This window comes from Bradyrhizobium sp. Ce-3 (assembly GCF_022835695.1).
Taxonomy (GTDB): Bacteria; Pseudomonadota; Alphaproteobacteria; order Rhizobiales; family Xanthobacteraceae; genus Bradyrhizobium.
The window spans coordinates 939,285-963,278 of record NZ_BQUV01000002.1 but is presented as its reverse complement, the minus strand read 5'-3'; the positions used below and the strand labels follow the sequence as shown (position 1 = coordinate 963,278).

Annotated in this window: 18 protein-coding genes; 8 read left to right on the top strand and 10 right to left on the bottom strand. The window is 66.2% G+C overall.

What is annotated here, in order from left to right:
* Positions 1–23: 23 nt before the first annotated feature.
* The 7 genes from accC to BRSPCE3_RS10910 form a co-directional block, all read right to left on the bottom strand.
* On the bottom strand, positions 24–1,382 hold the full coding sequence (accC, locus tag BRSPCE3_RS10940) for an acetyl-CoA carboxylase biotin carboxylase subunit (protein ID WP_244065784.1): 1,359 nt from the start codon (positions 1,380–1,382) through the stop codon (positions 24–26).
* Between the two features lie 24 nt (positions 1,383–1,406).
* Complete coding sequence (gene accB / locus BRSPCE3_RS10935; RefSeq protein WP_244065783.1) at positions 1,407–1,904, bottom strand: acetyl-CoA carboxylase biotin carboxyl carrier protein; 498 nt, start codon at positions 1,902–1,904, stop codon at positions 1,407–1,409.
* 52 nt (positions 1,905–1,956) lie between these two features.
* Positions 1,957–2,442, bottom strand: a complete 486-nt coding sequence (aroQ, locus tag BRSPCE3_RS10930; RefSeq protein WP_244065782.1) for a type II 3-dehydroquinate dehydratase — start codon at positions 2,440–2,442, stop codon at positions 1,957–1,959.
* Positions 2,443–2,779: 337 nt separating this feature from the next.
* A complete protein-coding gene (locus BRSPCE3_RS10925) occupies positions 2,780–3,616 on the bottom strand; it encodes a DUF1236 domain-containing protein (protein WP_244065781.1) in 837 nt (278 codons plus the stop codon).
* Positions 3,617–3,745: 129 nt separating this feature from the next.
* Complete coding sequence (locus BRSPCE3_RS10920) at positions 3,746–3,937, bottom strand: hypothetical protein (protein ID WP_244065780.1); 192 nt, start codon at positions 3,935–3,937, stop codon at positions 3,746–3,748.
* Positions 3,938–3,970: 33 nt separating this feature from the next.
* A complete protein-coding gene (locus BRSPCE3_RS10915; protein ID WP_244065779.1) occupies positions 3,971–4,738 on the bottom strand; it encodes a DsbA family protein in 768 nt (255 codons plus the stop codon).
* An 86-nt stretch (positions 4,739–4,824) separates the two neighbouring features.
* The gene (locus BRSPCE3_RS10910; RefSeq protein ID WP_244065778.1) at positions 4,825–6,231 is read right to left on the bottom strand and encodes a M48 family metalloprotease; all 1,407 of its coding nucleotides are present in this window, start codon (positions 6,229–6,231) and stop codon (positions 4,825–4,827) included.
* 239 nt (positions 6,232–6,470) lie between these two features.
* Here BRSPCE3_RS10910 and BRSPCE3_RS10905 point away from each other — a divergent pair, with 239 nt between their 5' ends.
* Together BRSPCE3_RS10905 and BRSPCE3_RS10900 are read left to right on the top strand one after the other, a co-directional pair.
* Positions 6,471–7,658: a pyridoxal phosphate-dependent aminotransferase gene (locus BRSPCE3_RS10905; protein ID WP_244065777.1), complete on the top strand. Its 1,188-nt coding sequence runs from the start codon at positions 6,471–6,473 to the stop codon at positions 7,656–7,658.
* Between the two features lie 185 nt (positions 7,659–7,843).
* Positions 7,844–9,178 (top strand): dicarboxylate/amino acid:cation symporter, encoded by a 1,335-nt coding sequence (locus tag BRSPCE3_RS10900; protein ID WP_244065776.1) that lies wholly within the window; start codon positions 7,844–7,846, stop codon positions 9,176–9,178.
* Positions 9,179–9,187: 9 nt separating this feature from the next.
* Here BRSPCE3_RS10900 and BRSPCE3_RS10895 read toward each other — a convergent pair whose 3' ends face one another.
* Entirely contained in the window at positions 9,188–10,420 is a 1,233-nt protein-coding gene (locus BRSPCE3_RS10895) for an FAD-binding oxidoreductase (protein WP_244065775.1), read from the bottom strand.
* 105 nt (positions 10,421–10,525) lie between these two features.
* The gene (locus BRSPCE3_RS10890; RefSeq protein WP_283843103.1) at positions 10,526–13,009 is read right to left on the bottom strand and encodes a ribonuclease E/G; all 2,484 of its coding nucleotides are present in this window, start codon (positions 13,007–13,009) and stop codon (positions 10,526–10,528) included.
* 57 nt (positions 13,010–13,066) lie between these two features.
* On the opposite strand from BRSPCE3_RS10890, the gene BRSPCE3_RS36025 reads away from it, so the two are divergent.
* From BRSPCE3_RS36025 to BRSPCE3_RS10865, 6 genes are all read left to right on the top strand, one after another.
* Entirely contained in the window at positions 13,067–13,822 is a 756-nt protein-coding gene (locus BRSPCE3_RS36025) for a hypothetical protein (protein ID WP_283843100.1), read from the top strand.
* A 614-nt stretch (positions 13,823–14,436) separates the two neighbouring features.
* Positions 14,437–15,762 (top strand): N-acetylmuramoyl-L-alanine amidase, encoded by a 1,326-nt coding sequence (locus BRSPCE3_RS10885; protein ID WP_244065773.1) that lies wholly within the window; start codon positions 14,437–14,439, stop codon positions 15,760–15,762.
* A gap of 238 nt (positions 15,763–16,000) precedes the next feature.
* Positions 16,001–18,502, top strand: a complete 2,502-nt coding sequence (locus BRSPCE3_RS10880) for a penicillin-binding protein 1A (RefSeq protein ID WP_244065772.1) — start codon at positions 16,001–16,003, stop codon at positions 18,500–18,502.
* 206 nt (positions 18,503–18,708) lie between these two features.
* A protein-coding gene (prfB, locus tag BRSPCE3_RS10875; RefSeq protein ID WP_163160053.1) for a peptide chain release factor 2 occupies positions 18,709–19,840 on the top strand; the annotation gives its coding sequence in 2 pieces (ribosomal slippage) (positions 18,709–18,777 and positions 18,779–19,840; 1,131 coding nt in all).
* A gap of 3 nt (positions 19,841–19,843) precedes the next feature.
* Positions 19,844–20,713: an NAD(P)-dependent oxidoreductase gene (locus tag BRSPCE3_RS10870; RefSeq protein ID WP_244065771.1), complete on the top strand. Its 870-nt coding sequence runs from the start codon at positions 19,844–19,846 to the stop codon at positions 20,711–20,713.
* A gap of 88 nt (positions 20,714–20,801) precedes the next feature.
* Positions 20,802–21,737: a DMT family transporter gene (locus BRSPCE3_RS10865; protein ID WP_244065770.1), complete on the top strand. Its 936-nt coding sequence runs from the start codon at positions 20,802–20,804 to the stop codon at positions 21,735–21,737.
* On the opposite strand, the gene BRSPCE3_RS10860 is transcribed toward BRSPCE3_RS10865, so the two are convergent.
* Positions 21,697–23,850, bottom strand: coding sequence for a carbamoyltransferase C-terminal domain-containing protein (locus BRSPCE3_RS10860; protein ID WP_244065769.1), 2,154 nt, complete (start codon positions 23,848–23,850; stop codon positions 21,697–21,699). The two genes, BRSPCE3_RS10865 and BRSPCE3_RS10860, sit on opposite strands and share 41 nt — an antisense overlap.
* Positions 23,851–23,994: the final 144 nt, after the last annotated feature.

Sequence of the window (23,994 nt, the reverse complement as noted above, 5' to 3'; positions counted from 1 at the left end):
TCCGGGTTCCATCGGGTTCCGAACTATTTTACGGCATCGGAGGGCTGGCCGGCGAGATACTGTTCCAGCCAGTGGATGTGGTAATCGCCCTCGATGATGTCGGGCTCGCGCACCAGGGCGCGGAACAGCGGCAGCGTGGTCTCGATGCCGTCGACCACCATCTCGTCCAGCGCCCGGCGCAGCCGCATCAGGCACTCGCCGCGGGTCTTGCCGTGCACGATCAGCTTGCCGACCAGCGAATCGTAATAGGGCGGAATCACGTAACCCTGGTAGACGGCGGAATCGATCCGCACGCCGAGCCCGCCGGGCGGGTGGAATTGCGTGATCCGTCCGGGTGAGGGACGGAAGGTCTGCGGGTTCTCCGCATTGATCCGGCACTCGATGGCGTGGCCGATGATCGCGATGTCGTTCTGCTTGGCCGGCAGGTCGCCGCCGGCGGCGATCCGGATCTGCTCCAGCACCAGATCGATGTCGGTGATGCTTTCGGTGACGGGATGCTCGACCTGGATGCGGGTGTTCATTTCGATGAAATAGAACTCGCCGTCCTCGTAGAGGAATTCGATGGTGCCGACGCCGAGATACTTCATGTCCCGCATCGCCTTGGCGCAGGTCTCGCCGATCCTGGCGCGCGCCGCCGCCGCGAGCACCGGCGAGGGGCCTTCCTCCCAGACCTTCTGGTGACGCCGCTGCAGCGAGCAGTCGCGCTCGCCGAGATGGATGGCGCCGCCGCGGCCGTCGCCGAGAATCTGGATCTCGATGTGGCGCGGCTTCTGCAGGTATTTCTCCAGATAGACCGAGGCGTCGCCGAATGCCGATTTGGCCTCGTTGGCTGCGGTGGAGAGCGCCAGCGCAAGATCGGCCTCGGTGTGGGCGACCTTCATGCCGCGGCCGCCGCCGCCCGCCGCAGCCTTCACCAGCACCGGGAAGCCGATCTCCTTGCCGATCGCGAGCGCGTCGGTCTCCGAGGTCACCGCGCCGTCGGAGCCGGGCACCACCGGAATGCCGAGCCGCTTGGCGGTCTTCTTGGCTTCGATCTTGTCGCCCATCAGGCGGATGTGCTCGGCCTTCGGACCGATGAAGCCGAGATTATGGTCGGCGAGGATCTCGGCGAAGCGCGCGTTCTCGGACAGGAAGCCGTAGCCGGGATGCACGGCGTCGGCGCCGGTGATCTCGCAGGCCGCCAGCAGCGCCGGGATGTTGAGGTAGGAATCCTTCGACGGCGGCGGGCCGATGCAGACGCTCTCGTCGGCGAGCCGCACATGCATGGCGTCGGCGTCGGCGGTGGAATGCACCGCGACCGTCGAGATGCCGAGCTCCTTGCAGGCGCGCAGCACGCGAAGCGCGATCTCGCCGCGATTGGCTATGAGGATCTTGTCGAACATCGCTGCGCCTGACGTTGACGGAAGCTATTCAATGATGACGAGCGGCTCGCCGAACTCGACCGGCTGGCCGTCCTCGACGAGGATCTGCGTCACGGTGCCCGCGCGCGGCGACGGGATCTGGTTCATGGTCTTCATCGCCTCGATGATCAGAAGCGTCTGGCCGGCGCTGACCTTGGTGCCGACTTCAATGAACGGCTTGGCGCCCGGCTCGGGCGACCAATAGGCGGTGCCGACCATCGGCGAGGGCACGGCGCCCGGATGCTTGGCAAGATCGGTCGCCGCGGCAACCGCGGCAGCCGGGACCGCCAACGGCGCGGCGACCGTATGCACGGCTGACGGCACCGAGGCCGCGATGCTGATGTTGCGCGCGACCCGGACGCGCAGGCCGGCGCGCTCGATCTCGATCTCGGTGAGGTTGGTCTCGGCAAGCAGCAGCGCGAGCTCGCGAATGAGCACGCTGTCGTCGCTCTTGGATTCGCTCTTGGACTTTGCGGCTGATTTTTCGTCTGGCTGGCGCGCCATGTTGTTTGATCCGAAATCTCTGTCTGGTGACGGGGAACGTCAGGATTGACGATTAAGTCTTTGGCTTGGCGTCGGTCTTGCCATCGATCTTCGCACCGATCCTGGTGGCGAGGCCGATGATCGCAAGCCGGTAGCCGTCGATGCCGAAGCCGCAAAGCGAGGCGAAGGCGGCTTTAGCAGTGAACGAGTGGTCCCGGAAGCTTTCGCGGGCGTGGATATTGCTGACATGGACCTCGACGGCGGGGATCCTGACCGCGACCAGCGCATCATGCAGCGCGATCGAGGTATGGGAGTAGCCGCCGGCGTTGATGATGATGCCGACCGCCTTCTTGGCGTGGGCCTCATGGATGAAGTCGATCAGTTCGCCCTCGCGGTTGGACTGCCGGCAGTCCGCGCTGAGCCCGAACTGGCGCGCGGTGTCCGCGCACAGCTTCTCGACATCGGCGAGGGTGGCGTGGCCGTAGGTCTCCGGCTCGCGCGTCCCCAGCAGATTGAGGTTCGGGCCGTTCAGCACATAGATCGTTCCGGCAGCGGCCATTCCAGAGATTCCTGCCCAAAATTCCTGCCAAAGGGTTCCGGCGACGGGGAAAGTGGGCCGGGTTATAGGTAACAACCGGCCGCAGGGGAAGCCTTTAGGTGAAATCGGAACCTCTTCAACAGCTTCCTCCGGCCTGTTAGGTGGTTGCCGTAACCTGCGGAAATTGCTGATTAACCAAATCTGGCGGACGGCGCCCCGCGGCTGCGCTCCGGTGCGCCATCCACTGGCGAGTGCGGCCTATGCCTCAATGCAAAACCCCGCCCCCGGAGGGGCGGGGTCGAGAACGCGCGAGGGCCCGTCATAACACCCTCGCTGGCACTCTCGTGCCGAGGCCGGTTTAGCCCTCGATGATGTAGACGATCTCGTGGGTCTCCGGCTGCACGATGATGTAGCGGCCCTTGACCAGGATGAACTCATAGCCGCGCCACTGCGGATAGATCGTCACGACCCGCTCCGGCACCGGGTAGAAGTGCACGTCAGTCGGGACGCGGGTGCCGACCGCCACGTTGAAGTTCACGTTGGTGACTTCGGTGACCTTCTCCGACCTGATCGCGGTCGAGATCTGGGTGCGCTTCTCGGCCGGCGGAGCCGCGGTGGCCGACGTCGCCGCATTGCCGGTCGTGGTCTGGGTCCGGCTGGAATCGTTGGTCTGCGCGCGGTTGGTGTCGGTCGGGCTCTTGGTCTGAGCGTTCTGGTTGGTCGTGGCGCCGTTCTTGTCGCGGCTCTCGGCGGCGTTATTCATCTTGCCGCTCTTGTCGTGTTCCTCGGCCTTCATGTTGCCGCTCTTGTCGCGGCCTTCGGCCTTCATGTCCTTCGCGCCGTCCTTGGAACTCTCCTTGGAGCCCTTGGTCGCCTCGTTCTCCGAGCTCATGCCCTTCGACTTCTGCGTGTTGTCCTGCGCACCCTTGGTGGCGGGGCCGGACTTGTCGGACTCGGCGCCCTTCATGCCTGAAGGAGACTCACCGGTCGTGGAATGCTCGGAACCCTTCATGCCGCCCGTATCGTGCTGCATCGTGCCTGACGATGCGCCACCGGACGGTGCAGAGTGCTGCGTGGTGGCGCCGCCGCCGGCCCCGGACTCCTTGTTGGCGCCGCCGGCGCCCTGAGCATTCGCGAAACCGGTGCCGGCGATCAGAGCCGCTGTGGCGACCGAAATCAGAAAGCGTTTATTCATTGAATTCCTCCTCGTTCTTCAGCATTGCCCGCGCCGACAACGGGAGAGGATGTGCGATGTTCCTGTTGATTTGCGGTTCCCCGCGGTTTGTTTGTTCGGTGAATGCACGATGAATAATGCGCCCGCGCTTCAGCCGGAGGCCCAGTCGAACTCCGTGCCGGCAAGATCGAGCTGGCCGTTGCCGCCGCCGAAATTGAAGCCGCCGAAATGCTCTTCGATCTCGAGGCTTCCTTTGTTGGTGAGGGCCCTTGGTTGCTTCCAGTGTGGAGTTGATTCGATGTCACAAAGAAAAATCCGGCTGCCAGGCAGCCGGATTTTCACTGAACGAACAAGGAGCGCCGTCGAAGGCTACGATCAGCAGGTCGCCTTGCCGCAGCGGGCGATGCCGATCTTCTCCTTGAGATTGTCGACGCCGACCGCGCCGATCACGACCTGCTTGCCGATCACATAGCTCGGCGTGCCGTTCATGCCCATGGATTCGGCGAGGCGGAAGTTCTCCTCGATGGTCGCCTTCACTTCGGGGCTCGCCATGTCCTTCTCGAGCTTGGTCATGTCGAGGCCGACGTCCTTGGCAACCGCCAGCGCGCGCGCCTTGTCGGCGGCGCCGCGGCCGCCCAGGAGCTTCTGGTGAAACTCGAGATACTTCTTGCCGGTCGGATCCTGCATGCGCACGGCGACCGCGACCTGCGCGGCCTCGACCGAGCCCTGGCTCAGCACCGGGAATTCCTTCAGCACGACCTTGAGCTTCGGATCCGCCTTCATCAGGTCGAGCATGTCGGACATCGCGCGCTTGCAGTAGCCGCAATTGTAATCGAAGAACTCGACGAAGGTGACGTCGCCGTCCTTGTTGCCGAGCATGACGCCGCGCGGCGAATTGAAGATGGTGTCGGCGTTCTTGGCGACGCTCTGCTCGTGCTTCTCGGCTTCGGCGGCGGCCTGCCGCTTGCTCAGCTCGTTCATCGCCTCCTCGAGCACCTCCGGGTGCGCGATCAGGTAGTTGCGCACGATAGTCTCGATGTCGCCGCGCTGGGTGTCGTTGAAGCTCTGCGCGGTGGCCTGTAGCGGCGCGGCGCAGATGCCGAGCGCGAGCAGGGCAGGGGCAAGGAAACGAAGCGCTGGCATGATAAAATCCTTGTTCGAGGTGGCCCAAAATGCGGCACAGCCGTGGGCCGGTTTCGGTGATCGTTGTATGGAACTACGGTTTATTTCTAGTTGTTTTTCTGACCCGGCATCGGCTTGGCGCTCACAATGTCGTCAGCTTTGACCCAGCCGGGCGTGCCGATCGCGAACCGCGTCTTGGCGCGCGATGCAAGTTCGCGGGCGGTCTTGTTGTCGCCGCGGAGATAGGCCGCCTGCGCCGAGGCCAGGTCGGCCTGGGCATAGTCGCCCTTGCGGCCATAGGCCATCGCGAGCTGGGTGTAGCCGAGCGGGGCCTCGGGCTCGCGCGCCAGGGCGGCCCGCAGCATATTGATCGCCTCGTCGGTGGTGGCCTTGCTGTCGGAGGCAACCAGCGCCTGGCCGAGTAGCATCTCGATCAGCGGCGAACTGCTGGAGAGCTGCACCGCGCGGCGCAGCGGCGCGATCGCCTCTGCCGGCCGGCCGCCTTCGAGCAGCGCCTGGCCGCGCAATTCGTAGAAATAGGGATTGTTCGGCTGCACCTGGATCAGGCTGTCGATCTGCGCGATCGCCGAACGCAGATCGCCGTGCAGATAGGTCGTGATCGCCCGCGCATAGCGCGCCGGCAGGCTGGTGTTGGACAACGGATAGCGGCGGTAGACCGTGTCCTGCCGCTCCATGAAGCCGGAGATCTTGGCGCGCATCATGTCGTGACGCAGCTGCAGCGCCGGATCGTCCTTCTTGTCCCAATAGGGGCTCGAGCGCGCCAGCTCTTCCAGCGCGGAGACGCGGTCGACCGGCATCGGGTGCGACTGCAGATAGGGATCGGCGCCGCGCGAGGTGAACAGGCTCTCGTCGGTGAAGCGCTTGAAGGTCTCGTACATGCCCTTGGCGGACTGGCCGGTCGCGTTCAGGAACTTGACGCCGGCGCGGTCGGCGTTTTCCTCCTGCTGGCGCTGATAGGACAGCAGCGTGCGCTGGATCACCGATTGCGGCGCCGAGATCGCCGCGGCGCCGGCGCTGGACAGGCCGCTGCCGCCGCCGCCGCCCGCAGCACCGGCGGCGAGCGCGCCGACGCCGAGCAGCATCGCGATGATCATCTGGGTCTGCGCCTGCGCCAGCTGCTCGCGCATCTTGGCAAGATGGCCGCCGGCCAGATGGCCGGTCTCGTGCGCCAGCACGCCGATGATCTGGTTCGGCGTCTCCGATTGCAGCAGCGCGCCGTAATTGACGAAGATGCGGCGGCCGTCGGCGACGAAGGCGTTGAACGAGCCGTCATTGATGATCACGATCTGGATGTTCTGCTTCTCCAGACCCGCGGCGCGCAGGATCGGCCGTGTGTATTCGCGCAGCAACTGCTCGGACTCGGTGTCGCGCAGCACCGGCGGGCCCTTCTGCTGGGCTCGCGCAGGGACCACGGGGCCAACCGCGAGTGCAACCGCGGTCAGCAATGCGGTCAGCTTTGAGGTCGCGGTGCGAAGCGTGAGGCGGAACGGCATGGGCGGTCTATCGGCGATCACTGGCTGCGCCGGCGCAAGCGCGGGTTCCGGGCTCGACCGGATCCGGCGCGTGGCGCAGTCTGTTGTTTTTGCAGTTCTTCTTCACGCGAACCGGGTATTCACTGGGCTATTCACTTGGCCTGAAAGCGTTATAAGGAGCCACCGAATGCGGCCAGTCTGGGGCGGCCGCAGGTAGCGGGAACCCGAATTCGGCTGCGGCCGTGCAATAGCAGAAATCCATGCGTGAAGCGACAGCGAGAGACCGTGTGAGCAGCCTTTTGACGGCGTCCGGCCGGAGCGATGTTCCGCCGTTCATGGTGATGGACGTGATGGCCGCCGCAGCGCGAATCGAAGCCGCCGGCGGCCATGTCATCCACATGGAGGTGGGACAGCCTGCCGAGGGCGCGCCGAAGCCGGCGATCGCGGCGGCGCAGGCTGCGCTGGTCGACGGCCGGATCGACTACACCTCGGCGCTCGGCATTCCCAGCCTGCGCGCACGCATCGCCCGGCACTACCGCGACACGTATGGCTGCGCGGTCGACGCGGAGCGCATCATCGTCACGACCGGCTCGTCGGGCGGATTCATCCTGGCGTTTCTTGCGATGTTCGAGCCGGGTGACCGGGTCGCGGTGACCGTGCCGGGCTATCCGCCGTACCGGCACATCCTGACCGCGCTGGGCTGCGAGCCGGTGCTGATCGAGACCTCCGGCGACACCCGCCATGCGCTGACCGGCGAGGCGCTGCTGGCCGCCCATCGCAAGGCGCCGCTGAAAGGCGTGCTGGTCGGCAGTCCCGCGAACCCGACCGGCACCATGATGTCGCGCGAGGCGCTGTCGAGCCTGATGGCGGCTGCCGACAGCGCCGGCATCCGCTTCATCTCCGACGAGATCTATCACGGGCTCGACTACGCGTTCCCCGCGGTGACCGCGGCCGAGCTGTCGCCGAACGCGCTCGTCATCAACTCGTTCTCGAAGTACTTCTGCATGACCGGCTGGCGCGTCGGCTGGATGGTGGTGCCCGACGTGCTGGTGCGGCCGATCGAGCGGTTGCAGCAGAACCTGTCGATCTCGGTGCCGACCCTGTCGCAGATCGCCGCCGAAGCGGCGTTCGAGGGCCGCGAGGAGATGGAGGCGATCAAGCGCGGTTACCAGGAGAACCGCCGCATCCTGATCGAGGGCCTGCCGAAGGCCGGGCTGACCAAGTTCCTGCCGGCCGACGGCGCGTTCTATCTCTATGCCGACGTCTCCGACTTCACCTCCGACAGCTTCGCCTTCGCCAGCGAGATGCTCGAGAAGGCGCATGTCGCGGCCACCCCGGGCGTCGATTTCGATCCGATCCACGGCCGCGCCTTCATCCGTTTTTCTTATGCCCGATCGGCTGCGGACATGCAGGAAGCAGTTGCGCGGATCGCGCATTGGCTTAAATAGCCCGCAACCTTCGAGAGCCTTCCATCGTGGCGGTCGGATCGGTTTTGCAGCGCGGTGGCCCCGTTCCGGCAGTGCGGCGCGCGACAGATCGCCGCGGGTAAACGGCAGGGCCCGCACAGTTCCATTTGACTTGAACGGCCAAGTTGATCTTGGCTATTTCCGCCATTTCTGAGGGGGAGTGAAACATGGCAACGGCAACCGTTGCCACGGCCGCACCGGCGACTGCCGGCGGCAAGCCGTGGTACAAGATTCTCTATGTCCAGGTCCTGATCGCGATCGTGCTTGGCGCGCTGGTCGGTGCGTTCTGGCCATCGCTTGCCACCAACGAGTGGATCAAGGCGCTCGGCGACGGCTTCATCAAGCTGATCAAGATGGTGATCGCGCCGATCATCTTCTGCACCGTGGTGTCGGGCATCGCGCATATACAAGATGCCAAGAAGGTCGGCCGGATCGGCGTCAAGGCGCTGGTCTATTTCGAGGTGGTCTCGACCTTCGCGCTGGTGATCGGACTGCTGGTCGGCAACATCGTGAAGCCGGGTGCGGGCTTCGGCAATGCGGCGGCGAACGCGCAGGCGGTTGCCGGCTATGCCAAGCAGGCGGAGGCGCAGAAGAGCGTCGACTTCGTACTGCACATCATTCCGGACACCGTGGTCGGTGCCTTCGCGCAGGGCGAGATCCTGCAGGTGCTGCTGTTCTCGGTGCTGTTCGGCTTCGCGATCATGGGCCTCGGCGAGCGCGGCCACACCATCCGTTCGTTCATCGACGACGCCGCGCATGCGGTGTTCGGCGTGATCTCGATCGTGATGCGGGCGGCGCCGATCGGTGCGTTCGGCGCGATGGCTTTCACCATCGGCAAGTTCGGCACCGGCGCGATCCTCAATCTGATGGGGCTGATCGCGACGTTCTATCTGACCGCGGCGCTGTTCGTCCTCGTGGTGCTCGGCATCATCGCGCGGATCGCCGGGTTCTCGATCTTCAGGTTCCTGGCCTACATCAAGGACGAACTGCTGATCGTGCTCGGCACCTCGTCCTCCGAGAGCGCGCTGCCGTCGTTGATGGAGAAGCTCGAACGTCTCGGCTGCTCGAAGTCCGTGGTCGGCCTCGTGGTGCCCACGGGCTATTCGTTCAACCTCGACGGCACCAACATCTACATGACGCTGGCGACGTTGTTCATCGCGCAGGCGCTGGGCTACGACCTCTCGTTCAGCCAGCAGCTCACGATCCTGGTCGTGGCGATGCTGACCTCGAAGGGCGCCTCCGGCATCACCGGCGCGGGATTCATCACGCTGGCGGCGACGCTTGCGGTGGTCGATCCGCGGCTGGTGCCGGGCATGGCGATCGTGCTCGGCATCGACAAGTTCATGAGCGAGTGCCGCGCGCTGACCAATCTGTGCGGCAACGGCGTGGCCTGCGTGATCGTGGCCTGGTGGGAAGGCGAACTCGACCGCGGCAAGCTCAACGCCAATCTCGCCCGGCAGATCGACCCGACCGACATGGAGACCGCGCTGACGACGGACTAGGTCGCGGAGCTAGAACCGGTCCAACCGATACGGCGAGGTGTCCACCGCGGATGCCTCGCCGTTCATCGTTTCGGCCAGCACCCGTGCTGTTGCAGGGCCGAGCGTAAAGCCCTGGTGGCCGTGACCGAAATTCACCCACAGCCCGCGATGGCGCGGCGCGGGTCCAAGTATCGGCAGCATGTCTGTGGTGCAGGGCCGGGTGCCGAACCACGGCTCGGGTTCGACCCGGCTGCCGATCTCGATCAGCTCGCGCGCGGCGGCTTCGGCGTAGCCAAGCTGGATCGGCGTCGCCGGCGCATCGGGGCTGGTCAGCTCCGCGCCGGTGGTGATGCGGATGCCCTTGGCCATCGGTGCCATCGCGTAGCCATTCGCGGTGTCGACCAGCGGCAGGTCGAGCGAGCGTCCGCCTTGATAATGCATGTGGTAGCCGCGCTTGCGCACCAGCGGGATCCGGTAGCCGAACTTGCGCAGCAATTGCGGCGACCATGGCCCCAGCGTGACCACGACATGGGCGGCATCGATCCGGCCGCCGCCGGCCTCGACCGACCAGCCGGACGCGGTTTCGGCCAACGTCTGCGCGTCGCCGCGCAGCAGCGTGCCGCCGAGACGCTCGAACAATCCGGCATAGGCCGAGACGAGACCGCCGGGGTCCGACACGGTCCACGGCCCAAGCCAGTGAATGGCGCCCGGCAGGTCGTCGCGCAGCAACGGCTCGGCCTTGGCGAGCTCACTGCCGTCAAGCACGCGAAACTGCACGCCGAAGTCGCGCTGGTTCTCTTCGGCGACGGCAATCGCGCGCTCCAGCGCCGCCGGGTCGCGATGCAGCAGGCGATAGCCGGCGCGCCGGATCAGATTGTCGGCATGGGCATCGCGGATCAGCGTGTCGTGCTCCGCTGTGGCGTGGGCGATCAGGCGCGCCCAGGCGAGGGTGGCTTCGCGGTGCCGCTCGGGCGTCGAGTTCCACCAGTAGCGCAGCAGCGGACCGGCGTGCCGCGGCAGTGAGGCCAGGCGATAGCGCACGTCGTTGGTGCGCCCCATCGCGATCCTGGCGAGCGTGGCGGGGTCGCGCGGCATCGGATAGGGCCGCACCGCCTCGCTCTGGATGATGCCGGCGTTGCCGTAGCTCGTTTCGCGGCCGGGGTCCTTGCGGTCGACCAGCGTGACCGACCAGCCGCGGCGCTGCAGATGCAGCGCGGTGCTGACGCCCACCATGCCGCCGCCAAGAACGATCGCGCTTTGCATCGGGTTCGGTCTCCGTCAGGCTCCGTCACGCCGGCGCCTGACGAACGGATGGCCTGTTCAACAAAAACGCCCGGCGTGAACCGGGCGCTTTGACTTATCGGCGTCTTAGTTGCCGCCGCCGAAGCGGCGCGACCACCAACCCTTGCGGGCCGGAGCATCGGCCGTCGCGGGCTCCGGGGTTGCCGTTGCGGGTTCAGGGGCAGGGGCCGCTTCCTCCGCCGTGCTCTGAACCAGCGCGGGCGCCGAGGCCTCGGGCTGCGAGCTCGATGCGAAGCTGACCTTTTCGCGTACCGTCGAGCGGCGGCGCTGCGCGCGGTCGCTTTCGGCCGCGGCGTCCTCGGCGGCCGCGGTCGCAGCCTCCGGTGCAGGCGCCGCAACGGCCTCGACAGCAGCAGTTTCGATCGGCTGCCATTCCGGCGGCGGAGCGAACAGCTCGGGTTGCGCCAGCGAGGGGGCCGGCTCAGCGTCGTGGCTGTCGAAATCGGCGACCGCGTCGGTGGCTTCGGGGGAAGCTGCCGGGCTCAGCTCATCGGAGATCGATCCGGCGAGACCGTCATCCGGTCCGCCGCTGCCGCGCCGGCGACGGCCGCCACGGCGTCCGCGGCGCCGCGGACGGCGATCGCCGTTGCCGGCCTGGTCGTCGCCGGCCGCGCCCTGCGCTTCGCCGCCTTCGTCCTCATCGCCTTCGGCCTCAGCTGCGGCAACCGCCTCGGTGCCATCGGGCAGGACGTGCATCAGGTCGCCGTCCTCGCGCGGCTGCGGGGCTCCCTCGCGGGCTTCGCCGGCCCCACCGCGGCCGCGGCGCCGGCGGCGGCGCTTGCGGCGCTGACCGTCGCCTTCGCCCTCGGCGGCGCTTGCGTCTTCGCCGGCCGCCCGGTCGTCGACCAGACCTTCGGTCTCGTCGGTCTCGATCTCGGCCTCGTATTCGAACAGCTCTTCCTCGTCATCGACCTCTTCGGCCTGCGACGGTGCAGATGCAGCCTGCGCGGCAAGCAGCGCCTTGGCGGCTTCGAGCGTATGCACCTGCTCGCCGCGATCGATGATGTAGGATTGCTGGCCGTGCACCGTGGCGTCGGCGACGATCGACAGCGACACCCGGAAGGAGTCCTCGAGGTCGCGCAGATGGCCGCGCTTGTGGTTGAGCACGTACAGCGCGACGTCGGTACGGGTGCGGACCACCAGATTGTGGGTCGCGCCCTTCATCAGGATTTCCTCGATGCCGCGCAGGAGCTGCAGCGCCACCGACGAGACCGAGCGGACGTGACCGCTGCCGCCGCATTGCGGGCAGGGCTCGGTCGAGCTCTCCAGCACGCTGGCGCGGATGCGCTGGCGCGACATTTCCAAGAGGCCGAAATGCGAGATGCGGCCGACCTGGATCCGCGCACGGTCCTGGCGCAGGCAGTCGGACAGCTTGCGCTCGACCGCACGGTTGTTGCGCTTCTCGTCCATGTCGATGAAGTCGATGACGATCAGGCCGGCGAGGTCGCGCAGGCGGAGTTGCCGGGCGACTTCTTCCGCGGCCTCAAGGTTGGTCTTGAGCGCGGTGTCCTCGATATGGTGCTCGCGCGTGGCGCGGCCGGAGTTGACGTCGATCGAGACCAGCGCCTCGGTCTGGTTGATCACGATGTAACCGCCGGAGCGCAACTGCACGGTCGGCGAGAACATCGCGTCGAGCTGGCTTTCGACGCCCATCCGCGAGAACAACGGCTGGCCGTCGCGATATTGCTTCACCGCCCGCACATTGGCCGGCATCAGCATCTTCATGAAGTCGCGCGCTTCGCGGTAGCCGGCTTCGCCCGCCACCTGGATCTCGTCGATCTCCTTGTTGTAGAGGTCGCGCAGCGAGCGCTTGATCAGCGAGCCTTCCTCATAGACCAGGGTCGGCGCCTGCGACTTCAGCGTCAGGTCGCGCACCGTCTCCCACATCCGGATCAGGTACTCGAAGTCGCGCTTGATCTCGGGCTTGCTGCGGGAGGCGCCGGCGGTGCGCAGGATGATCCCCATGCCTTCGGGCACGTCGAGATCCTGCACCACTTCCTTCAGCCGCGAACGGTCCTGGGCGGAGGTGATCTTGCGGCTGATGCCGCCGCCGCGTGCGGTGTTGGGCATCAGCACGGCGTAACGGCCGGCGAGCGACAGATAGGTGGTCAGCGCGGCGCCCTTGTTGCCGCGCTCTTCCTTGACGACCTGCACCAGCATCACCTGCCGGCGCTTGATCACTTCCTGGATCTTGTACTGGCGGCGCGGACGGAACGGGCGCTCCGGCACCTCCTCGAGCACATCGTCGCCGCCGACGGACTCGACGACGTCCTCTTCCTCGCCTTCCTCGCCGTCGTCCTCTTCGTCATCTTCGCCGCCGTCGTCGCCTTGGCCGGCCTCGGCCTCGGGTGCGGCGCCTTCCGCCAGCGCGGCATATCCGGCGACCGCATGCTCGTCCGTGGCGGCGTGAACGTCGTCGCCAGCCGCAAGCGGCGCGTCGTCGGCATGCGCGGCGTTTTCCTCGATCTGTTCTTCATGGGCCCGCTCGGGCTCATGATTGACCTCGACCGCCTCGACGGTCTCGGCTGACGCAACGGAGGCTTCGACCACCGCAACGACGGGGTCTGACGGGGCGGCGTCGGCCGGCGCCTCGCTCACCGCGGGGGCGTGGTCGTGATCGTGTGCGTGATCATGGTCGTGGTGGTCATGGTCGTGATCATCGTGGCCATGATCGTGGTGACCATGGTCATGATGCTCGTGATCATGGTGGTGCTCGTGGTCGTCGTGATGCGCATGATCATGCGCATCGTGCTCGTGACCTTCGTGGCCGACCACGTCGTGGTCGTGATGCCCGGCATCGTGCTCATGATGCCCGGCATCGACGGGGTGTTCGTGCGCCTCGGCGACGGGCTGCGCCTGCGCGTCGCCGGCCCCCTCGATCACCTCGCTCTGGACCCGGTCGCCATGGCCGCGGCGGCGGGCATTGCGATGGCGCGACCGGCGGCGATGACCGCGGTTCTCGTGCTCTTCCTCGGCCTCGCGATGGGCGCGCTCGTCGGCTTCGATCAGCGCCTGACGGTCGGCCACCGGGATCTGGTAGTAGTCGGGATGGATTTCGCTGAAGGCCAGGAAGCCGTGCCGGTTGCCGCCATACTCGATGAAGGCAGCCTGCAGCGACGGCTCTACGCGCGTGACCTTGGCGAGGTAAATGTTGCCGCGCAGCTGTTTGCGCTGGGCGGTCTCGAAATCAAACTCTTCGACGCGATTGCCACGGACCACGACGACCCGGGTCTCTTCCGGGTGGGTGGCATCGATCAACATCTTGTTGGGCATTTTGGAGCTCTTGGCGGCGGCGGGCGCGGATCATGGCGCGCGCAAACTGCGCCGCCCGGTGACGCGACGGTCCACCTGATTCGGGGGTGAGGGGAAGGCCAAAACGCGTCTCGCGGCGCAGCGCCGGACGGGAACTCACCGGGATGATGCGACGGGCGAAGTTTTCACCTCGCGTCAGCGCGATCATTCGGGGGATCCTGGTCGGCAATGCAGTCTGGCGCATTAAGCGTCGGCCCGTCTAAACATGTTGGCGGCGAGAAATACCGCCGTATCTTTTGCTGAAGGCCCCGCCTGGCGCCGAAGCGCCTGCCGGCCATCGCATATCGAGGCCCCGAAGGACCGGATAATCGGTTATGCCTGTCTCAAACCGTCCCTCTGGCGAGGGAGTGTGTCTGGGACCGGACGCCGCTCGGGCCTGAATCCGCCTCTCCGTGTCAGCCGCGCGCGGCGCTGGCTGGGGAGGGACCGGAAAAACACGGCGGGATCTTCGACTTGGAAGGTTCCACCGCTGCACCGGGAGGCTGAACGCGACACAACCGGGAGTACTAGCCGTCAGCATCCCGTACATACGTGGATTGGCCGCCGCGTGCAAGGGAAGCGTCACGCCGCCGCAACACTCGCTTCTTTTCGCCTTGGCGTCATTAGGGTGCGATTAACCGTGTGGTTCTAATGCGGTAAGAAGCAGCTGGGAGGCTCCGAATCGGGTGGAGAACCGCGCAAAACACCTTGTTTTTCTAGGATGCGGGCTGTTGTGCGCTGCAGCATCGGTGTTTGCCGTGGCGAGCGCTCCGAGCGCGGCCGAGGGACCGCAGGATGGTCAGTCCGCGCCGGCCGCCAGTGCGTCTGCCCCAAGCGCCTCGAATTTCCCGGTGGCATCCGGTGCCAGGCTCGCCGGCGACGACAAGCAGACCCGATTCATCCTCGACCTCGACCGCAGAATCGAATTTCGCGCTTTCCCGCTGGCCGATCCCTATCGCGTCGTGGTCGACATCCCGCAGGTCAATTTCCAGCTCGCGAACGGCACCGGCGCGGCGGCGCGGGGATTGGTCAAGGCGTTCCGCTACGGGCTCGTGATGCCCGGCGGCTCGCGGATCGTGTTCGACATGACCGGTCCGGTGAAGATCGCCAATTCCTATGTGCTCGATGCCGCCAACGGCCAGCCGCCCCGGCTGGTGCTGGATTTCGAGCAGGTCGATCGCACCAGCTTCGTGCAGTCGCTCGCGCCGGAGAGCCGGCCTGAATTGAAGCCGGCGATCTCCGAAACGAGCACCGCCACCATCCCGACGGTCAACTCGGCGGCGCTGCCGCCGGTCGCGGTCACCGACGCCCGCCCGTTGATCGTGATCGATCCCGGTCATGGCGGCATCGACAATGGCACCCAATCCGGCGACCAGACCGAGAAGAACCTGGTGCTGGGCTTCGGCATCGCCTTGCGCGACCGGATCGAGAAGTCGGGCAAATATCGGGTGGTCATGACCCGGTCCGACGACACCTTCATACCGCTCAACGACCGGGTGAAGATCGCGCGTTCGCAATCCGCCGCACTGTTCGTCTCGATCCATGCCGACGCGCTGCCGCGCCGCGAGGGCGACGCCCAGGGCGCCACCATCTACACGGTGTCGGACAAGGCCTCCGACGCCGAGGCCGAGCGGCTGGCGGAGGCGGAAAACAAGGCCGACGCCATCGGCGGCGTGAACCTGACCGATGAGCCGACCGAGGTCGCGGACATCCTGATCGACCTCGCGCAGCGCGAAACCAAGACCTTCTCCAACCGCTTCGCCCGTCTGCTGATGGACGAGATGAAGACCACGGTGCGGATGCACAAGCATCCGCTCAAGTCGGCCGGCTTCCGGGTGCTGAAGGCGCCCGACGTGCCGTCCGTGCTGGTCGAGATCGGCTACGTCTCCAACAAGGGCGACCTCGAGCATCTGGTCTCCGAGAACTGGCGGAACAAGGCGGTCGGCTCGATGGTCCAGGCGATCGACGCGTTCTTCGCCAAACGGCTGGCAACCGCCGGACCGGCAAAGTGAAATTGGCCGCCTGAAAAGCCGCGTCCGTTGCGCCGAAGCCCTAGTTTGGCCACAGCGGCGACGGTATAGACAATGGACCGCAGGTTCGCAGAATCGACCACATTGTCCGGCGGCTCTTTGTATTTTCGCGTGCGCAGGGTGGCTCGCTGGGCCAAGGCTTCGTTGTGTGAGGCTGTCGCACATTTGGACAGGCGCTTCTGACGACTGAGCGCCGGAGGGTAGGAACGGAACGTCGATAATGCGCCTGCTCGTGCGGTTTATGGGTTTCTTGTTTGCCGCCGGAACGGTTGTGTTCCTGGTTGGTGTCGCCGCCGTCGCCGGCGCGATCTGGCATTTCTCCAAGGATCTGCCCGACTACTCGCAGCTCCAGGACTACGAGCCGCCGGTGATGACCCGCGTGCATGCCGCCGACGGCGCGCTGCTCGGCGAATATTCCAAGGAGCGCCGGCTCTATCTGCCGATCCAGGCGGTGCCGAAGCTCGTGATCAACGCGTTCCTCGCGGCCGAAGACAAGAACTTCTACGAGCACGGTGGCATCGACTATCAGGGCATGGCGCGCGCCGCGATCCTCTATGCGCAGAACTACGGCTCCAACCGCCGTCCGCAGGGCGCCTCGACCATCACCCAGCAGGTCGCCAAGAACTTCCTGCTCACCAACGAGGTCTCGTTCGCGCGCAAGATCAAGGAAGCCTTGCTGGCGATGCGCATCGAGCGCGCCTATTCCAAGGACCGCATCCTCGAACTCTATCTGAACGAGATCTATCTCGGGCTCGGTGCCTACGGCATCGCAGCGGCGTCGCTGGTCTATTTCGACAAGTCGGTCAACGAGCTGACGATCGCGGAAGCGTCCTATCTCGCCTCGCTGCCGAAGGCGCCGGCCGCGCTGCATCCGGTGCGCAACCGCGACCGCGCGATCGAGCGCCGCAACTATGTGATCGACCGCCTGCTGGAGAACGGCTGGATCAAGCAGGCCGACGCCGACAAGGCGCGCAAGGACCCGCTCAACGTCACCAGCCGCTCGAACGGCGCGCATATCTTCGCCGGCGAATATTTCGCCGAGGAAGTCCGCCGCGACATCTTCGAGCGCTACGGCGAAAAGAAGCTCTACGAGGGCGGCCTGTCGGTGCGCACCACGCTGGATCCCAAGATCCAGGTGATGGCACGCAAGACCATGGTCGCGGGTCTCGTGAACTACGACGAGGCGCAGGGCTGGCGCGGCCCTGTCCACAAGCTCGACATTTCCGGCGACTGGGGCGTCAAGCTCGCCGACGTGAAGTCGCTCTCCGACATCTCGCCTTGGCGGATGGCGGTGGTGCTGGAGACCAGCGATCAGTCGGCGCGGATCGGCTTCCAGCCCGGCCGCGAACTCGGCGGCGCGGTCAGCAAGGAGCGGCAGACCGGCATCATCACGATCGACGGCGTGCGCTGGGCCAAGTCCAAGGGCAAGGCGCCGACGGCGGTCTCGCAGGTGCTGCAGCCGGGCGACGTGATCTATGCCGACCCGCTGGTGACCAAGGACGGCAACGCGGTCGAGGGCCAGTACCGGCTGCGGCAATTGCCCGAAGTCTCCGGCGCCATGGTGGCGATGGATCCGTGGACCGGCCGCGTGCTCGCGATGGTCGGCGGCTTCTCGTTCGACCAGAGCCAGTTCAACCGCGCGACGCAGGCCTACCGGCAGCCGGGTTCGTCGTTCAAGCCGATCGTGTACTCGTCGGCGCTGGATAACGGCTATACACCGTCGACCACCGTGATCGATGCGCCGATCGAGATCGATCAAGGGCAGGGCGCCGGCGTGTGGCGTCCGGAGAACTATTCGACCGGCAAATATTATGGTCCGACCACGCTGCGCAACGCGTTGCAGCGCTCGCTCAACACCGTGACCGTGCGCCTCGCGCAGGACATCGGCATGCCGCTGGTCGGCGAGTACGCAAAACGCTTCGGCGTCTATGACGAATTGCCGAACTATCTGTCCTACGCATTGGGTGCCGGTGAAACCACCGTGATGCGCATGGTCACGGCGTATTCGATGTTCGCCAATGGCGGCCGCCGGGTGAAGCCGACGCTGATCGACCGCATCCAGGACCGCTACGGCCACACCATCTTCAAGCACGACACCCGCGAATGCCGCGGCTGTGACGCGCCCGGGGGCTGGAAGAGCCAGCCGGAGCCGCAGCTCGTCGACCGCCGCGAGCAGGTGCTCGATCCGATGACCGCCTACCAGATCACCGAGATGATGGAAGGCGTGGTTCAGCGCGGCACCGCGACCGTGGTGAAGGAGGTAGGCAAGCCGATCGCCGGCAAGACCGGCACCACCAACGACGAGAAGGATGTCTGGTTCGTCGGCTTCTCGCCGGATCTCGCGGTCGGCGTCTATATGGGCTACGACAAGCCGCGCAATCTCGGCCGCGCCGCCACCGGCGGTCACGTGGCGGCGCCGATTGCCCGCGACTTCCTCAAGCTTGCGCTCGCCGACAAGCCGCCGACGCCGTTCAAGGTTCCGGCCGGCATCAAGCTGATCCGCGTCGATGCCAAGACCGGCATGCGTGCCGGCCCGGGCGACAGCGGCAACACCATCCTCGAAGCCTTCAAGCCGGGCACCGCGCCGCCGGACAATTACTCGGTGATCGGCGTTGCCGACGCCGACGGCCGCGGCCCTGCGCCCGGTCCGCAGCCGTCGCAGAGCGGTGGGCAGCCGGATGGCGGCTTCTTCATGCGGCCGGGAACCGGGGGGCTGTACTAGAGCGTTTTCAAGCGAAGTGGATCCCGGTTCGCGTGAAGAAAACGCGTCAAAACAAAAATCTAGAGTGCCGTTCCGGTCCAAAGGAACGGAAATGCTCGGGCGGCCGGCCCGTCCAAATCGCCGGGATAGGGCGGCCAAGCCGATTGCGCTTTGCCGTGCCGGTCGCTACATCCCCCGGAGCGTTTTTAGCCAACACCTGAAAGACCATGCGCGCGGAAATCGAACGCCTTGTTGAAGAGATCAAGCAGTCAGTCGGGCTGCTGAGGAGGCATCTTTGACGTCGATCAATCGACGGCACGCCTCGCTGAGCTGAACAAGCTCGCAGAAGACTCCAATCTCTGGAACGATCCCCAGAAGGCCCAGCGGCTGATGCAGGAGCGCACCTCCTTGGAGGACGCGCTCTCTGGAATCGGCAAGGTCGAGCGCGAGCTCGAGGATCAGGTCGGCATGATCGAGCTCGGCGAGGCCGAGAACGATGCGGGCGTGGTCACGGAGGCCGAGAAGGCGCTCAAGGACCTCAAGAAGGAGGTCGCCCGGCGCGAGCTCGAAGCGCTGCTCTCGGGCGAGGCCGACAAGTTCGATTCCTATCTCGAGGTCCATGCCGGTGCCGGCGGCACCGAGAGCCAGGACTGGGCGCAGATGCTGCTGCGCATGTACACGCGCTGGGCGGAGAAGCACGGCTTCAAGATCGAGTTCCTCGAAGAGTCGCAGGGCGAAGAGGCCGGCATCAAGTCGGCCACCATCCAGATCTCCGGCCACAATGCCTATGGCTGGCTGAAGACCGAGGCCGGCGTGCATCGCCTGGTCCGTATCTCGCCGTTCGATTCCAACGCGCGGCGGCACACCTCGTTTTCGTCGGTGCAGATTTTCCCCGTGATCGACGACTCGATCAAGATCGAGATCAAGGAGTCCGATGTCCGCACCGACACGATGCGGTCGGGCGGCGCCGGCGGTCAGCACGTCAACAAGACCGAGTCGGCGGTGCGCCTGACGCATATCCCGACCGGCATCGCGGTGGTCTGCCAGGCCGGCCGCTCCCAGCACAAGAACCGGGCGCAGGCCTGGGACATGCTGCGCGCGCGGCTCTATGAGATCGAGCTGAAGAAGCGCGAGGAGCAGGCCGCCGCCGATCAGGCCGCCAAGACCGACATCGGCTGGGGTCACCAGATCCGCTCTTACGTCTTGCAGCCCTATCAGATGGTGAAGGACCTGCGCACCGGTGTGCAGACCTCAGACACGTCGGGGGTGCTCGACGGCGATCTCGATGAATTCATGGCGGCGACCCTGGCGCAGCGTGCGTTCGGCACCGGGCCAGGCTCCGTCGAGGATGTGGATTAGCCCATGACGCGCGTCGCTTTCATCGGATTGGGACGCATGGGCCACGGCATGGCGGGCCGTTACCTCGATGCCGGCTTCACGGTCGCGGTGTGGAACCGGAGCAAGGCCAAGGCCGAGGATTTGATCGCGCGCGGCGCATTGTGGGCGACCTCGCCGGAGGATGCCGCGATCGATGCCGATGCCGTCGTGACCATGGTCGCCGACGACGAGGCGTCGCGCGCGGTCTGGCTGACCCGGGACGGCGCTGCCGCCACCATGAAGGCCGGCACGCTCGCGATCGAATGCTCCACGGTCTCGTATCAGCACACGCTGGAGATGGCGCACGAGTTGCGCAGCCGCGGCCTGATCTACATCGATTGTCCCGTCACCGGCCTGCCGGAGGCCGCGGCCGCCGGCAAGCTGACGCTGCTGGTGGGGGCTGATCCGGCCGATCGCGAGCGGGCGCAGCCGTTCCTCGCGCCGATCGGCAGCACGATCCGTCATTTCGGCGCGGTCGGCACCGGCACCGTGTTCAAGCTGATCAACAACCTGATCGGCGCGGTGCAGATCGCAAGCCTCGCCGAGGGCGTCGCGATCGCCGAACAGGCTGGTCTCGACATGAAATTGGTGGCCGAGGCGCTGGGGACCGGCGCGATCGCAAGCCCACAGGTGATCCGCCACAGCAAGCGGATGGTCGACCGCAACTTCTCCGGCGCCTCCTTCACATCGGCGCTACGCCACAAGGATGCCGACTATGCGGTGCGGCTCGCCGAGACGCTGCTGCCCGGCGTGCCGGTGAGCCGCGCCGCGCTCGCTGCCTACGAGAAGGCCAGGGCGCATGCGCCCGATGGCGACGAAGGCCAGATGATCGAGATCGTCTCGCGGCCGAAATAGCGGCGCCGCGCCGCCACTCACGGAAATCGGGTGGCCATCGCCGCCGCGCCCGGCTAGGCATCTGCGCCAGCGCAGATGAGTGCCCGCCATGCCTTCCGCCGACAACAGGATCGATCGCCGCGACTGGGGGCTGCTGCTCTTTCTGTCGGTGCTGTGGGGCGGCTCGTTCTTCTTCAACGGCGTCATCCTGCGCGAATTGCCGCCGCTGACCCTTGTGCTGCTGCGCGTCGTGCTCGGCGCGCTCATCCTGCTGCCGCTGCTGCGGGCCCGGAAGATCGAATTCCCGCGCGGCCTGTCCGGCTGGGCGCCGTTCGCCGCGATGGGGCTGTTCAATAACGCGCTGCCGTTCTCGCTGATCGTGTTCGGCCAGACCTATATTCCGAGCGGGCTGGCCTCGATCCTCAATGCGACGACGCCGCTCTTTGCGGTGGTCGTGATGGCGGTGGCCGGCGAGGAGCGGTTGCAGGCGCGCCGCGTCGCCGGCGTGGTGGTCGGGCTGATCGGGGTCGCGATCCTGCATGGCGATGCGCTCGGCTTCGAGAGCAGGCAAGGCATCGGCATTCTGCTGTGCCTCGCCGGCGCCTTCAGCTACGGCCTCGCGGCGCTGGTCGGACGGCGGCTGCCGCAGCGTGTGCCGCCGCTGGGCACGGCGACGTTCCAGATGATGGCCTCCAGCGTGATGATGGCTGTCGTCGCCGGTGTGGCCGAACGACCCTGGCTGTTGCCGATGCCGCACGCAACGACATGGCTCGCCGTGCTCGGACTCGCGGCGTTGTCGACGGCGCTGGCCTATATCGTGTTCTTTCAGATTCTGCAGCGCTCCGGAGCGACCAATGTGATGCTGGTGACACTGCTGCTTCCGGTCACCGCGATGCTGCTCGGCTTCTTCGTGCTTGGCGAGCCGGTCGCGCCGCGCGAGGTGATCGGCGCGCTCGTGATCGCCAGTGCGCTGCTCCTGATCGACGGCCGCGTCTTGACTTGGCTCAGCCGCGCGCCTGCTTCCACGCCGCATACCAGCCGGTGAAGCGGCCGCTGTCACGCTCGCCGCCGTGCCAGGCGGCATAAGTCGTGCCGTCGTCGGCGACCAGCACCACGGCATCGAGCCCCCTGGAGCGGCGCAGGGTGTCCATCGCCTGCGCCGGCGTCTGCGCGATCGGGCCGGCGACGTTGAACGACGTGTTGACCGACATCTCGACGCCGATATGGCGGCCGAGCGCCTTCAGATAAGCATAAATGAGGGGATCGTCGGCCTCGCGCACGATCTGGATCCGGCCGGTGCCGTCGGCGTGCACCACGGCGGGAATCTTCTCGCGCGCTTCCGGCTTCGAATGTGCCGTGAGCACCATGTAGTTGTAGGCGTTGTAGTCGGCGTCAGAGGCGCCGTCTTCCAACTCGAAATAGTCGCGTGCCGCCTCTAGCGTCGCCATCGGCGCCAGCGGCCGGATCGCCTCGCGATATTTGACACGCTCGTTGAGCCGCTCACGCACCTCGGGATCGCGGGGATTGGCGAGGATCGAGCGATGGCCGAGCGCACGCGGGCCGGTTTCCGCCGCGCCCTGATAGATCGCGATCACGCCGCCTTGCGCCACCATGCTGGCCATCAGGTCGGCAATCGCATCGCGCCCTTCTGAAGTCGAGACATTGCCGATCTCGGTCGAGGCGACGTCGTCGGCGCGCAGCGCGGCGGTAATGTCGGCGTTCGAGGGCGGCAGGCCGCAATAGAATGCGTGCGACAGCGGCGCGCCGCGCGGCGCGCCCGCCATATGCGCGAACAGCCAGGCGGCGCCGATCGGCACGCCGGGATCGCCGGGCACCGGCGGCACCCACATATGCAGCCGCGTCTTGCGCTGCTGCGCGCGTTCGAACCAGGCTTCGTCGAAATGCTCGAGCAGCCGCATGTTGCCGAGCGCGTTCAGCGCCACGCCGCCGGTCAGCACCAGGCGGTCGGTGCCAGTGATGCGCAGGAGATGATCGATGACATGGATCATCGCGTCCTCGAACACCAGTTGCGTGGCGGCGGCCTTGTCGACGCGGTCCTTGGTGTCGGGGCGGTGATTGATGTCCTCGACGCGCAGCACGGCGTCGGGATTCCACAGCTGGTCGGGCCGCAGCGGCGGGCCGAGGATGTCGATCAGTGGCTGATGATAGGGATTGTCGGCGGGGTCGGCGTACCAATTGGCCATCGCGCGATTGAGCTGCACGCTGCCGTTGGGCCCGAGCTGCAGCACCGCCTTCAGGCGCTGATAATAGCGATTGGTGGCGCGGTTCATGTCGCCCCAGGCGGCGGCGCCCATGTAGCGGCCCTCGCTGGAGAGCCAGGTCCAGCCGCCCTGGCTCGACGAGATCACGGTGTAGAAGGCGCCGAGCGAGTCAAACAGGCTCTCATTGCAATAGAGCTGCTTCATCTCGCCGTTCTCGACGACATAGAGCGAGATCGAGCCGACGTCGCCGGTGCCGTCGAGCACCGCGATCGCGACACGCTCGCGCTGACCTGCGAACGGCGATGCGGTGAACGAGTACCAGGCGTGATTGTCGTGATGCGGCATGCAGATCAGCGGCAGCTGTTCGCCGAGCCCGTACATCCTGCCGAGCCGGCGCGAGATGCGCCGTACCTGGTCCATCTGACGCAGGTTGATCGCGGGTGCGATCGGCGCCCGCAACAATTTGATGCTGGCTGGCGCCTCCTCGAGCGAGGTGCGGATCAGCATCGCCATCAGCGCCGGATAGTCCCACGTCGTGACGAAGGCCGCGATGTCGCCGACGTCGCGGCCCATCCGCTGCAACACCTTGCGCATGTCGTCGAGCGCGTGTTGCGGGAACTCGTTGGTGTGCTTGTTGCCGGAGAAGCGCTCTTCCTCGTTGTTGACGATCAGGCGCGGCCCGTCCTTCTGGGTGACCTCGACCAGCGCGACGCCGGTGTTGTGGGTGCCGGGGCAGGCGAGACCCGCGATATAGACGGTCTCGCCGCGCTGCAGCCTGTCGCGGATCGAGGCGATCGTGCGCTGCGCCAGCTCGCCATTGGCCTTGTGCAGGCCACGCTTCGCCAGCGCAGTCTCGCTGAGGCGGCGCGTGATCTCATAGCCCGCGGCCGCAATATGCGGATGCCGCGGACCGGTACGAATGTCCGGTTTACGCAATCAGAACGCCTCGACTCGTGATCCCCAGATCGACCTTCAATCACAAATAGCGCCAGGCAACAATGCCGTTTCGCCCAACGGAAAAACCCAGCGCTTGCCAGCACATGCGTCTCTTGCGAGACTTGCCGCCAAAACCAACGACAA